General features: G+C 74.5%; 11 protein-coding genes. 3 read left to right on the top strand and 8 right to left on the bottom strand.

The annotated features are described in order from the left end of the window. Positions 1-85: 85 nt before the first annotated feature. From ACWD4P_RS29995 to ACWD4P_RS29970, 6 genes are all read right to left on the bottom strand, one after another. Positions 86-535 carry a MarR family winged helix-turn-helix transcriptional regulator gene (locus tag ACWD4P_RS29995; protein ID WP_449781796.1) on the bottom strand — a complete coding sequence of 150 codons (450 nt, stop codon included), beginning with the start codon at positions 533-535 and terminating at the stop codon, positions 86-88. Continuing rightward, positions 532-2439 (bottom strand): MFS transporter, encoded by a 1908-nt coding sequence (locus tag ACWD4P_RS29990; protein WP_449781795.1) that lies wholly within the window; start codon positions 2437-2439, stop codon positions 532-534. Before ACWD4P_RS29990 ends, ACWD4P_RS29995 begins: the two co-directional genes overlap by 4 nt. Positions 2440-2645: 206 nt before the next feature. Next, positions 2646-3245 carry a hypothetical protein gene (locus ACWD4P_RS29985; protein WP_449781794.1) on the bottom strand — a complete coding sequence of 200 codons (600 nt, stop codon included), beginning with the start codon at positions 3243-3245 and terminating at the stop codon, positions 2646-2648. 142 nt (positions 3246-3387) lie between these two features. Beyond that, entirely contained in the window at positions 3388-4587 is a 1200-nt protein-coding gene (locus ACWD4P_RS29980; RefSeq protein ID WP_449781793.1) for an NAD(P)/FAD-dependent oxidoreductase, read from the bottom strand. Next, positions 4584-4781 carry a ferredoxin gene (locus ACWD4P_RS29975; protein WP_359824037.1) on the bottom strand — a complete coding sequence of 66 codons (198 nt, stop codon included), beginning with the start codon at positions 4779-4781 and terminating at the stop codon, positions 4584-4586. Before ACWD4P_RS29975 ends, ACWD4P_RS29980 begins: the two co-directional genes overlap by 4 nt. 98 nt (positions 4782-4879) lie before the next feature. Next, complete coding sequence (locus ACWD4P_RS29970) at positions 4880-6079, bottom strand: cytochrome P450 (RefSeq protein WP_449781792.1); 1200 nt, start codon at positions 6077-6079, stop codon at positions 4880-4882. A gap of 185 nt (positions 6080-6264) precedes the next feature. Between ACWD4P_RS29970 and ACWD4P_RS29965 the strand changes: the two genes are divergently transcribed. Further along, the gene (locus ACWD4P_RS29965; RefSeq protein WP_449781791.1) at positions 6265-6870 is read left to right on the top strand and encodes a MarR family winged helix-turn-helix transcriptional regulator; all 606 of its coding nucleotides are present in this window, start codon (positions 6265-6267) and stop codon (positions 6868-6870) included. A 31-nt stretch (positions 6871-6901) separates the two neighbouring features. Next, a complete protein-coding gene (locus tag ACWD4P_RS29960; protein ID WP_449781790.1) occupies positions 6902-8410 on the top strand; it encodes a PTS transporter subunit EIIC in 1509 nt (502 codons plus the stop codon). Between the two features lie 56 nt (positions 8411-8466). On the opposite strand, the gene ACWD4P_RS29955 is transcribed toward ACWD4P_RS29960, so the two are convergent. Both ACWD4P_RS29955 and hcp read right to left on the bottom strand, forming a co-directional pair. Next, positions 8467-9516, bottom strand: coding sequence for an FAD-binding oxidoreductase (locus ACWD4P_RS29955; RefSeq protein WP_449781789.1), 1050 nt, complete (start codon positions 9514-9516; stop codon positions 8467-8469). Beyond that, positions 9513-11183 (bottom strand): hydroxylamine reductase, encoded by a 1671-nt coding sequence (gene hcp, locus ACWD4P_RS29950; protein WP_449781788.1) that lies wholly within the window; start codon positions 11181-11183, stop codon positions 9513-9515. The genes ACWD4P_RS29955 and hcp overlap by 4 nt, the downstream gene beginning before the upstream one ends. A 379-nt stretch (positions 11184-11562) precedes the next feature. Between hcp and ACWD4P_RS29945 the strand changes: the two genes are divergently transcribed. Continuing rightward, a partial coding sequence (locus ACWD4P_RS29945; protein WP_449781787.1) for a choice-of-anchor A family protein occupies positions 11563-13043 on the top strand: 1481 nt, incomplete at its 3' end.

Genomic DNA, 13043 nt, shown 5'->3' with positions numbered 1-13043 from the left:
GCGTCAACGTCCTGTGGGCCCTGATCCGTGACGGACAGTGCTTCCAACGTGGACTCCCCGTAGTAGCTGCGGCTTGACAACGTCATTAGGAGGTGTCGGGTTCCTCCAGGAGCAGTTCCAGGAGGGGGAGGGCCGCCTCCAGGTCCCGGCACTGGGCGGGGGTGAGCCGGGCGCTGCGGCGGGCCAGCAGGGCGGTGCGCTCGCGGCGGATCCGGGAGAGGGTGTCGTGCCCGAGCGGGGTGGGGGCGAGCAGCTGGGAGCGTCCGTCCTCGGGGTCGGGAGTCTTGGCGACCAGACCGTCGGCGACCAGCGGGGCGACGGTGCGGACCATGGAGGGCACCGCCACCCCCTCGCGGGCGGCGAGTTCGCCGAGGCGCAGCGGCCCGTGCTGCTCCACCCGGGCCAGGGCGGAGAGCTGGGCCGCGGTGAGGTCCTGGTCGCCGGAGGCGCGGACCAGTTGGCGGTTGAGCCGGCCGATCGCCAGGCGGAGCCGGACCACGGACTCGGCGGACAGCCCGGTGCCGTCCGCGGTCACGGCCCGTGCTCCTTCGTCGGCGGGGTGGCGGTGGTCGGCCGCCGCTCGGTCGCGGCCGTCGCTCCGGCGGGCGTCGTCCGGGTGGTCGGCGTTCCGCCGCCGTCCGTCGTTCCGCCGCCGTCCGTCGTTCCGCCGCCGGCCGTGGTTCCGGTGACGGGTGCGGCGGGCGGGGCCGGCGTCGCGGTGGGTGCGGCGGCGGGCCGTTCGCGGACCAGCGAGGCGGCCGCGGCCACCAGCGACATCGCGATGGCCAGCCAGAACACCACCACCAGCCCGTCGTGGAAGGGCCCCGAGATCAACTGGGGGAAGAACTCCCGGCCGGTCAGCGTGCGGGCGTTGTCCGGTGGCAGTCGGCCGAGCACGTGCGGGCCCAGGAGCTGCTGGATCGGGTTGTAGCCGAGGAAGGCCGCGAACAGGGTGCCCACCGGCGGCAGCGAGGCGACGGCGTGGGCGTCGGCGGCGGGCACGCCCTGGGCGGTCAGTCCCGCGGTGAGGGTGTGCGGCAGCGAGCCGGCCAGGCCGGCCACCATCAGGGAGAAGAAGACCCCGATCGACAGCACCATGCCGGCGTTCTGGAAGGTGGCCCGCATGCCGGAGGCGGCTCCGCGGGCGGCGGCCGGCACGCTGGACATGATCAGCGAGGTGTTGGGGGCGGCGAACAGGCCGCCGCCCAGGCCGTTGAGGAAGACCAGCACGGCGAACCACGGGTAGCCGAAGTCGGTGGGCAGCAGGAGCAGCCCGGCGAAGGAGAGCGCCATCACCACCAGGCCGCCGGCGGCGAAGAGCCGGGCCCCGGCGCGGTCCGAGAGGTAGCCGGCGACCGGCCCGGCGGCCAGGAAGCCGACGGTCAGCGGGACGAGGTAGATGCCGGCCCACAGGGGGGTGTCGGCGTAGTCGTAGCCGTGCAGCGGGAGCCAGATCCCCTGGAGCCAGATGATCAGCATGAACTGCAGCCCGCCGCGGGCGATCGAGCCGAGCAGGGTGGCGGCGTTGCCACCGGCGAAGACCGGGTCGCGGAAGAGCGAGAGCGGGAACATCGGCTCGGCGGTCCGGGACTCGACCCGGCAGAAGACGGCGAGCAGCGCCACCCCGCCGAACAGCCCGGCCAGCACCCAGGGGCTGGTCCAGCCCATGGTGTGGCCGCCGTACGGCTGGATGCCGTAGGTGATCGCGGCGAGCAGGGCGGTCAGGCCGACGGCGAAGGTGACGTTGCCCCACCAGTCGATCCGGGCCGGCTTGCGCACCCCGGTGTCGCGCAGCGACCGGTAGGCCCAGACGGTGCCGAGCAGGCCGATCGGCACGTTGACCCAGAAGATCGAGCGCCAGTTCCACTCGGCCAGCAGCCCGCCGAGGACCAGGCCGATGAAGGAACCGGCGATGCCCGCGACGATGTTGACGCCGAGCGCCGTGCCGCGCCGGTGGGCCGGGAAGGCGTCGGTGATGATCGCCGCCGAGTTGGCCATCAGCATCGAGCCGCCGACCGCCTGTACGACCCGCCAGCCGATCAGCCACAGCGCCCCCGGCCCGCCGTGCAGCGGATCGAGGGAGAGCGCCACCGAGGTGAGGGTGAAGATCAGGAAGCCGGCGTTGTAGATCCGCACCCGGCCGTGGATGTCGCCGAGCCGGCCGAGGGTGACCACCAGGACGGCGGTGACCAGCATGTAGCCCATCAGCATCCACAGCAGGTAGCTGACGTTGCCCGGGCGGAGCGGGTCCAGGCCGATGCCGTTGAAGATCGCGGGCAGCGAGATCAGCACGATCGACGCGTTGATGGTGGCGATCAGGGTGCCGAGCGTGGTGTTGGACAGTGCCACCCACTTGTACCGGGGGTGGTCCGGCTCCACGCCGGTACGGGCCGGGCGCGGCCGCCCGGTCCTGCCGCCGCCGGAGAGTCCTGTCGCCACCGCTGCCTCCTGCCGGCCGCTTCGGCCCGCCCTGGCCTGGCCCGGACCCGGCCTGGCCCCGGGGCCGTCGGGTCGGAGTGGGATTTCGATAGCTTCCGCCAACTAACGATAGTCCGAGGGGTGTTCCGGTGCCAGGGCGCTGCCGGGGCTCGGGGGAGCGGCGCGGCGTGCGCGGGAGCGCGCCGTGGCCGGGCGGGCGCGGCCCGTCAGTTCTCGGCGGCCGCGGACGGCTGCCGCCGGGTGCGGGCCCGGTCCGTCAGCAGGACGGCGGCCGCGGTCAGCAGGGCGGCGCCCAGGGCGTAGACCGGCAGCCAGAGCGTCGTGGTGGCGGCCAGGCAGTCGGCGACCGCGCGTCCGGCCTGCTGGGCCTGGGCGGCGGCGAGTGCGGGGCCGTCGTGGACGGCCTGGTCGCCGAGGGCGGCCCGGGCCTGCCACCGCGCGTAGTCGCCCAGGTGGGGGCACTCGTCGCGGGTGTGCGGCATCGGGAAGAGCCAGGGCCAGCGCTGCATCGCGGGGGCCAGGGTGAGGGCGACGGCGAGGCCGATGACCATGGCGTAGGCGGCGAGGCTCCGGAGGAAGCCGGCCTCGGCGTCCGTCGCCCGGGTCGGCGGGTGGGTGGAGGAGAGGACCACCGCGAGGAGGGTCAGCCCGATGTAGCCGGAGAACCACTGCCACGAGCCGGTGGAGAGGGAGAAGGCGAGTACGGCGGCCAGCGCGGTGCCCAGGACTCCGGCCCGGCCGCCCACCCCCGGGCCCGGGGCGGGGGCCGCGGGCACCGGGGCGGTTCGGCGGCTGCGGTCGTCCATGTGTGTTCTCCCCTGGCCGGCTGCGGGCCACCAGTCTCCGGGCGCCGCCGTCCCGAGGCCCGCGCACCATGCCGCGCCGCCCGCCGCCTCGCCCGGTTGGCGGGCGCGGCGGCGGGCGGGGACGGTCCTCGGAGCAGGCGCCTCAGGCCGGTTCGAGCGGCCACGGGTCGTGTGCCGCCACGTGGGCGCGCAGCCCGCGCAGCGCCCGGGCGGCGGCGATCCCCACCGCGCCGGTGACCACGCCGTCGCGCACGCAGACGGCGGCGTAGCGGCGTTCCTCCAGGCTGCCGTCGACCACCTCGAAGCGCTCGGCGCCGCCGGGCCGGCCGAAGGCCTGGACCCGCAGCCCGTACTGGTCGGTCCACAGGTACGGGACCGGCTGGTAGGCCTGCCGGACGCCGTCCGGGCCGGCCAGCAGGTTCCGGGCCGCCTGTACGGCCTGCTCGGTGGCGTTGGTGCGCTGTTCGACGCGCCGGTGGCGGCCGGTGCGCGGGTCGGGCCAGGAGGCGGCGTCCCCGGCGGCCCAGACGCCGGGGCCGGCCGAGCAGTAGGCGTCGCAGACCACGCCGTCGTCCAGCGGGACGCCGCTGCCGGCCAGCCACTCGGTGGCCGGCTCGGATCCGACGGCCATCAGCACGGCGTCGGCCGCCAGGTCGGTGCCGTCGTCCAGCCGTACGCCGGCGGCCCGGCCGTTGCGGTCCAGCAGCGCGGTGGCGGTGCCCCGGTGCAGGCGCACTCCGTGCTCGCGGTGCAGGCCGGCCAGCAGCGCGGCCGTCTCGGTGCCGAGGACGGCGGCCAGCGGCGTGGCGGTGGAGGTCAGCCAGGTCACCTCGGCGCCGAGCCCGACGGCGGTGGCCGCCGCCTCGGCGCCGAGCAGTCCGCCGCCGACCACCAACAGCCGTACGCCGGAGCGCAGTTCCTCGCGCAGGGCGAGGGCGTCGGCGAGGGTGCGCAGGACGTGTGCGCCGGGCAGCGGGGCGTCGGCGCCGGGGAGCCGGCGCGGGCGGACCCCGGTGGCCACGACGACGGCGTCGCCGCGCACCCGCCGGCCGTCGGAGAGCCGGACCGTCCGCTCCCGGTGGTCCAGCCGCTCGGCCCGGACCCCGAGGCGCAGGTCGAGCCGGAGCTCCTCCAGCGCTTCGGGGCCGCGCAGGGCCAGGCGGTCGGGCTGCCATTCCCCGCCGAGCAGGTGCTTGGACAGCGGCGGCCGGTCGTACGGCGCCTCCGGCTCGGCCCCGATCAGGGTGAGGCGGCCGTCGTAGCCGGCGCGGCGCAGCGCCTCGGCGGCGTGCAGTCCGGCCGCGCCGGCGCCGACCACGACCACGTCCTGCAGCGCGGTCACCCCTGGTCCAGGTGGATGGCCGTGGCGGGGCAGACCGCGGCGGCGTCCCGGACGGCCTGGTGGAGTTCGGCGGGCGGTTCGGCGTCGAGCAGGACGACGATGCCGTCCTCCTCGCGCTGGTCGAAGACGTCGGGGGCGGCGAGCACGCAGTGACCCGCGCCGCAGCACTTGTCCTGGTCGATCCGGACGAGCATGGTCTTCCCTTCGGAACATCTCTGACGGTTCGATCTGCTTCGAACGACGGTGCAGAGTCGGTGGGTTGGTGTGGCGGGAGGGATTCCTGAGGGGCAGGTCACCAGGAGATCGGCAGCTCGTGGACGCCGTAGATGAGCATCTCGCCGCGGAAGCGGACCTCCTCGAACGGTACGGCCAGGCGCAGTTGGGGCAGTCTGCGCAGGATGGTGGCCAGCGCGATCTGCAACTCCAGCCGGGCGAGCGGCTGTCCGAGGCACTGGTGGATGCCGAAGCCGAAGGCCAGGTGGCGGCGGGCGTCGCGGGTGAGGTCGAGTTCGTCGCCGTCCGGGAACTCCTTCTCGTCCCGGTTGGCGGTGTTGACCATGCAGATGACGCCGTCGCCCGGCTCGATCCGCGCGCCGCCCAGCTCGACGGGCTCGGTGGCGACCCGGGTCAGGCCGGAGTGCACGATGGTCAGGTAGCGCAGCAGCTCCTCGACCGCGCCGGGCACGGCTTCGGGGTGCTCGCGCAGGTGGTGGAGCTGGTCGGGGTTGCGCAGCAGGGCGAGCACGGAGAGCGCGGTCATGTTCGCGGTGGTCTCGTGTCCGGCGATCAGCAGCAGCCGGCCCATCCCGCCGATCTCCTCGGTGCTCAGCTCGCCGCGTTCCACGAGGCGGCTGAGGATGCCGTCGTCGGGCCGGGTGCGCTTGCTCTCGGTGAGCCGGACCAGGTAGTCGACGAGTTGTGCCTGGGCGTCGGCGACGGCCTCGGCGGTGGAGTCGCGGCGCAGCAGGACGCGGCTGCACTCCTGGAAGAAGTCGTGGTCCTGGTAGGGGACGCCGAGCAGCAGGCAGATGACCAGGGACGGCAGCGGCAGGGCGAACTCGCGGACCAGGTCGGCCTCGGAGCGTCCGTCGGTCATCCGGTCGAGCAGGTCGTCGGCGATCCGCTGGACCTCGGGGCGCAGCGCCTGGACCTTCTTGATCATGAACTCGCCGGTCAGCATCCGGCGGAAGTGGGTGTGCTCGGGGGCGTCCATCCGGATGATGGTCGGCCGGCCGTTGTTCAGCTGGCGGGCGCCCGCGCTGATGAACGGGAAGCCGGGCCGGGTGGAGTCGGAGCTGAACCTGCCGTCGGAGAGGACGGCCTTGATGTCCTCGTGGCGGGTGACCATCCAGCTCGTGGAGCCGTCCCACAGGGTGACGCGGCTGACGGGCTCCTCCTGCCGGGCCTGGTCGTAGGCGGGCGGCGGGTCGAACGGGCAGGTGCCGCGGGCGGCGGGGTGGGAGAACCGCGGGGTCTTCTCGGCGGTGGCCATCGGTGAATCCCCTTCTCGATGGAGGCCGGGCGTATTTACGTGCCCAAAGCAACTAACTGAACGTCACGCTAACTCGCGTTCCGTGGTGGCGAAAGGGCGTGCCGGACGTCCGTCGAATCTGTCCGAAACCAGGCTGTGACTCTCCGCACCGGCCGCCGTTCGAACCGGATCGCTACAGTTCCTCCATGTCGGACGAAGAAGACGCCGGAGACGACCGGACCACCGCCCCCGAGCCGGAGGGCACGGACGGGCTGGACGGCCTGGAGGACGTACTCGCCACGCTGGCCTACCTGCTGACGCGCTCGCAGGAGCACGAGCGCCGCACCGCCCGGGCCGGCATCACCGCCGCCCGCTCGGACGTCTACCTGCTGCGCGCGCTCGCCGAGTGCGCGGGAGCCAGCCGGGTGAGCGACCTGGCCGACCGCCTGATGGTCAAACCCTCGCACGTCACCCGCCAGATCGACCGCCTCCAGGGCCAGCAGCTGGTGGAACGCAGCCTGGACGCCCAGGACCGCAGGGCCCGCCAGGTGGCCATCACCCCCGACGGGCGGGAACTGCTGGACCGCCTGAAACAGGCCAACATCGCCGGACTCGCCGGCGCCCTGGACGGCGTCCCCGAACCGGACGTCGTCACCACCGTCACCGTGCTGCGCCACCTGATCGACCGCTACGTGCACCGGGTGCGCGGCACGGGAGCCGAGGACGACCCGCTCCCGGACCGGACGGACGGCCCCGGCGCCGCCCCGCGGACGGTGGCCCGGCTCAGGACCGCGGCGCACAGCGGCGGTTGAGCCGGGGGAGCGGCCGGGTACGTCCCCCGGCATGTCGGACGAGAAGAACCGCTCCGTGGCCGAGGCGATCCTGCCGCTCGTCGGTGGCGCCGCCAACATCCGCTCGGTCGCCCACTGCATGACCCGGCTGCGGCTGGGCCTGGCGGACCGCTCCCCGGTGGACACCGAGGCACTCCGGGCGCTTCCGGCGGTCCTGGGCACGGTCGAGGACGACACCTACCAGATCGTGCTCGGCCCCGCCGCCGTCGCCGGGGTCACCGCGCAACTGCGCCGCCTCCTGGAGGCCGAACCGGCCCGAGCGGCCGGCGGGGAACGGGCGGACGGGGCGGAACCGGACGGCGGGAAGGGAGCGGACGGACGGGCCGGACCGGGCGCCGCCCCCACCGCCGAGGACCTCGCCGGGCGTGGCGAAGGCCTTCGGGCGCGGGCCCGGGCGCGCAACGCGACCCCGGTGAAACTGGCGCTGCGCCGGATCGCGAACATCTTCGTCCCGCTGATCCCCGCCCTGATCGGCTGCGGGATCGTCGCCGGCCTCGCCGGGGCCCTCGCCAACCTCGGCTGGGCGCCGGCGCTGGTCACCGCCCTGGGCCCGGTCTCCTCCGGGTTCATGTCCCTGATCGCCGTCTTCGTCGGCTACAACACGGCGAAGGAGTTCGGCGGCACCCCGGTGCTCGGCGGGGCGGTGGCCGGCGTCGTCGTCTACGCCGGGGTCGCCAAGGTGGAGGCCTTCGGCCACCACCTCACCCCCGGGCAGGGCGGCGTGGTCGGCGCACTCGGCGCCGCCCTGCTGGCCGTCCACCTGGAGCGCTGGACGCGCAGGCTGGTGCCGGCCGCCCTGGACGTCCTGGTCACCCCCACGGTCACCGTCCTGCTCGGCGGGCTGGCCGCGCTGTACGGCCTGATGTTCCTCGCGGGGGAGGTCTCCACCGGCATCGGCCACGCCGCCACCTGGCTGCTCGCCCACGGCGGCCTGCTCGCCGGGCTGGTGCTCGGCGGCCTCTTCCTGCCGCTGGTGATGCTCGGCCTGCACCAGGCGCTGATCCCGATCCACACCACCCTGATCCAGCAGCAGGGCTCCACCGTCCTGCTGCCGATCCTCGCCATGGCCGGTGCGGGGCAGGTCGGTTGCGCGGTGGCCGTCTACCTTCGGCTGCGCCACAACGCCTCGATCCGGGCCACCATCAGGTCCGCCCTCCCGGCCGGCCTGCTCGGCGTGGGCGAGCCCCTGGTCTACGGCGTCACCCTGCCGCTGGGGCGCCCGTTCGTGACCGCCTGCGTCGGCGGCGCGGCCGGCGGCGCCTTCGTCGGGGTGGCCGGCCAGCTCGGCGACGCGGTGGGCTCCACCGCGATCGGCCCCTCCGGCTGGGCGCTCTTCCCGCTGCTGGCCGGCCCGCACGGGCTGCTCGCGAGTGCGGCCGTGTACGGCGGCGGGTTGCTGACCGGGTACGTCGCGGGCTTCCTGGCCACCTGGTTCTTCGGTTTCACCCGGGAGACCCTCGCCGAGTACAACGCGCAGGCCACGGAGGGCAGTTCGCGGTAGCGGCGGGCCGCCGCCGAGGTGCTCGGCGGCGGCCGCGGGGGCCGGGGGCATGCCGGTCAGGTGGCCAGGAAGAGCTCCCGGTGCACCTGCTCGGGCGGCACCCCGTGCAGGGCGGCGGTGTGCAGCACCGCGTCGACCAGGGGCGGCGGTCCGCAGACGTACAGGTCCGGTGCGGTGCCGCCGAGTTCGGGCAGGGCGGCGGCCAGCAGGTCCGCCGGGGTGCCGGTCGGCCCGGACCAGCCGGGGCCCGGCTTCCGGACGCAGACCTCGTACCGGAATCCGGGCAACTCGACTGCCACGGCGTCGAGTTCCTCGCGCCCGAAGACGTCCTGCGGCTCGTTGACACCGAGGAACAGCCGGGCCGGCTGCGAGTCCTGCCACTCGGCCATCCGGCGGACCATCGCCAGCAGCGGGGCCAGGCCGGTGCCGCCGGCCACGAACCAGCGCGGCCGCAGGCCGGTCTCGTGCAGGCCGAAGGCGCCCTGCGGGCCGTGCGCGGTGAGCCGGTCGCCCGGGCGGGCCCGGTCGGCGAGGTACGAGGAGAAGTGCCCGCCCTCCCGCAGCCGGACGTAGAACTCCAGCCGGCCCTCCCAGTTGCCGGTGTTGGCGAGGGAGTAGGCGCGCTTCACCTCGCTGCCCGGGGCCTGGAGCTCCATGAACCGGCCCGGGTCGAACTGGCAGTCCGGGTCGTCGAGGCGCAGCTCCAGCCGCACGGTGTCCGAGGTGACCCGGTCCACCGCCGTGACGACGGCCTCGCGGGCCGGGATGTCGCCGTACAGGATGCGGGACCGCTCGTACGGCAGTGCGGCCGTCAGCGGCCCGCACGGGAAGGTGCGGCAGAGCAGGACCTCGCCGCGTTCGCGGCCGCCCGGCGGGAGGGCCTGCTCGCTGTGCGGGCCCAGGTCGTACGGGCCGTCGGTGACCGTGGCGTGGCAGGAGCCGCAGGTGCCCCGGCGGCAGGAGGCCGGCAGGGTGGCGCCGGCCCGCGCCGCGGCCTCCAGGACGCTGCGGCCGGGGGCGCAGTCGAACTCCAGCAGGCCGCCGTCCCTGGTGGTGACGGCGACCGGGTGGGTGCCGGCGGCCTCCCCCGGGCCGGCCGTGCTCACGGTGCCGTCCGTTCGAGGGCGGCGGCCAGGTCGGCCGCCGGGTCGCCGATCACCCGCAGGTCGAACCGCCTGACCAGCTCGTCCACCAGGGCCGGGGTCAGGAAGCCGGGCAGCGAGGGGCCGAGGTGGATGGTGCGGATGCCCAGCGCGAGCAGGGTGAGCAGCACCGCGACGGCCTTCTGCTCGGTCCAGGACAGCGCCAGGGTGAGCGGCAGGTCGTCGACCTCGCACGCGAAGGCGTCGGCGAGCGCGGTGGCGATCCGGATGGCGGAGTAGGTGTCGTTGCACTGGCCGACGTCGAGCAGCCGGGGCAGGCCCGCGATCTCGCCGAAGTCGTGCCGGTTGAAGCGGTACTTGGCGCAGCCGAGGGTGAGCACCACGGTGTCCCGGGGCGCGCCGAGCGCGAAGTCGGTGAAGTAGTCGCGTCCGGGGGTGGGGCCGTCGCAGCCGCCGATCAGGAAGAAGTGCCGGATGTCGCCCTGCCGGACCGCGTGGACGATCTGGTCGGCGACGGCGAGCACGGCGTCCCGGCCGAAGCCGACGGTGACGGCCTCCTCCTCGGCCGCGGTCTCCGGGAACCCCGGCAGGGCGTGGGCGGCCTGGATCAGCGGGCGGAAGTCGTGGTCGGCGAGGTGCCTGACCCCGGGCCAGCCGACCGGTCCGGCGGTGAAGATCCGGCGGCGGTAGCTGACGTGCGGTTCGATGACGCAGTTGGAGGTCATCAGGATCGGGCCGGGGAAGGCGGCGAACTCCTGCTGCTGGTCCTGCCAGGCGCCGCCGTAGTTGCCGGCCAGGTGCGGGTGGGCCTTGAGCAGCGGGTAGGCGTGCGCGGGCAGCATCTCGCCGTGGGTGTAGACGTTGATGCCCTGGTCCCGGGTCTGCACCAGGACGGCCTCCAGATCCCGCAGGTCGTGGCCGCTGACCAGGATGGCCTTCCCGGCGACGGGGGTGGTGCGGACGGCGGTGGGCTGCTGGGGGCCGTAGGTGCCGGTGTTGGCGGCGTCGAGTAGTTCGATGGCCGCGAGGTTCAGCCGCCCGAGGCCGACGGCGCGCTCCAGCAGCTCGGCGGGGTCGGTCGGCTCGCCGGCCAGGTAGGCGAGGGCCTCCTCGACGCCGCCGAGGACCTCGGCGCTGCGGCGGCCGAGCACGTCGGCGTGGTGGGCGTAGGCGCAGATGCCCTTGAGCGCGTAGAGGTGCAGCGAGCGGAGCCCGACCACCTCCGGCCCGACCAGGGGGAGCCCGATGTCCACCCGGACGCCGGGAGCCTGGCCCACCAGCGCGGCCGGGTCCGCCCCCGGGGTCCAGGCGGCCGGTCCGGTGAGGGTCTCCGGTTCCTGTCCGGCGGCGCGCGCGGCCCGCTCGTACCGGTCCCGGGCCCGGTTGCGGACGCCGACGGCCAGCTGGATCAGGGCGGCGAAGCGGGTGGGGTTGAAGTTGACGTTGGTGAGCGTGGTGAAGACCGCGTAGAGGACGAAGGCGGTGGCCTCGTCGTCCGGGTCGCCGAGGGCGCGGGCCTTCGCGGCGTACTGGGAGATGCCCTTGACCGCGTGGATCAGCAGGTCCTGGAGGTCCGAAGTGGGGGAATCCTTGCCGCAGTTGCCGAGCGGACCGGCGCAGCCGGGGGTGGCGCCGGCGCGGTCGGTCTGTTCGCACTGGAAGCAGAACATGCGGGTCCTCCGGGGACTCGTGGTGTCGTTCGGGCGAGACGGCGGGACGGGCCCCGACGCGTCCAGGATGGGGGCCTCCACTGACGGCGCGTCAGGGCCGGAGGGCCCCAATCAGGGGCCGGGAGACCCTGCCGGACGGCCGCCGCCGAGGCCGGTGCCTCCGATCGGGTGCACCTGGTGCGGCGGACGGAGGAAACCGTCGGCGCGTCACCGCTGCGCGGGGTCCCGGTTGAGCACACTCCGAGGGCCCCTCTTACATTCATATGATGAAAGGACTGCGGTGAAGCCCAGTCAGGATCCGGTGACGACCCTCACCTGGAGACGCCGATTCGGCAGGGCGGTGGGCACCGCCCTGGCCCTGACGCTCGTCCCCTTTGGCATGTCGCTCGTCGCACCGACGGCCGCCCAGGCGGCCGGCCTCCCGGGCGGCCTCGGGCCCTGCCTGGGCGCGGACTGTCCGGCCACGTTCCCACCGGTCAACAACGGCCCCTTCGCCGGCCGCGACGCCGGCGTGAACATCTTCGTCGGCGGAGACTTCAGCGTCCGGGAATCGGCCGCGGAAGCCGAGGGGCACGTCGTGACCCTCGGCAACTTCGACATGAGCAAGGCCGCCGGAGTCAGCTCCGTGTACAACATCGGCATCGTCGGCGTCGGCTCCCGCGTGCCGCCGCCGGACGGGGCCGACTTCCTCACCGCCGGCGGCAACGTCACCGTGGCCCCCGGACAGAACCTCCTCGCCGAAGGCGGCGTCGTCCGCTACGCGGGCACGGCCACCGGCACCATCACCGGCACGAAGATCCAGGACCCGCAGGCCGTGGCCGCCTACACACCGCTGCGCGGCGAACTGCAGACCGCGAGCACCTGCTACGCCGGCGTCGGCACACCCCGGCCCGCCACCGGAACCGCCGTCAACCAGGGGTACCAGACCCTGTTCACCGGCGACGGCACCTCCGCCCTCCAGGTCTTCAACGTCGACTTCGACCTCGTCGGGCGCGGCGGCTCCACCCAGGGCATCGTCTTCGCCGGGATCCCCGCCAACGCGACCGTGCTCGTCAACCTCACCGGCGCCGCCCGCACCATCAACACGTACAGCGGCAGCCTCGCCGACACCGACCCGTGGAACCAGTTGCGCGAGCGGCTGCTGTGGAACTTCCCCACCGCGACCACCGTCAGCCTCGTGGGATCGGGCCAGTTCCAGGGCAGCGTACTGGTCGGCAACCCGGCCAGCACCGCCACCATGGGCCTGCCAGGCCTGAACGGACGGTTCTTCACCACCGGCTCGCTGCTGCACAACTCCGGCGGCGGCACGACCGGCACCGAGTTCCACGCCTACCCCTTCAACGGCGACCTCCCGGACTGCGGCAACCCGCCGGCCCCCACCGGCTCCACCAGCGTGACGAAGACCGACTCCGCCACCGGCCAGACCCTGGCGGGCGCGGTCTTCCAGCTGTGGCGCGAGACCAACGGCGTGGCGGGCCTGCAGACCGCCGGGACCACCCCGGACACCAAGGTGGGCGCCCCCTGCACCACCGCGAGGAACGGCCTCTGCTCCGCCGCCGACCTCCCGCTGGGCACCTACTACTGGGAGGAGACCCAGGCCCCACCCGGCTATGACCTCCCGCAGCCCGCCGTGACGACGGTGGTGCTCGACACCGACGGGCAGAACGTCCCGGTCACCGTCGGGGACGCCCGGAGCCCGGTCGTCGAGACCGGGTCGACCAGCGTGACGAAGACCGACTCCGCCACCTCGCAGCCGCTGGCGGGCGCGACGTTCCAGCTGTGGCGTGAGAGCAACGGGGTCGCCGGGTTGCAGGCGACGGGGGCGAACCCGGACACCGCCGTCGGGTCGCCGTGCGTGAC

The sequence above is a fragment of the Kitasatospora sp. NPDC002543 genome, assembly GCF_053594915.1.
Note: the sequence above shows the minus strand (reverse complement) of the source record. Positions and strands in the feature narration are given on the sequence as shown.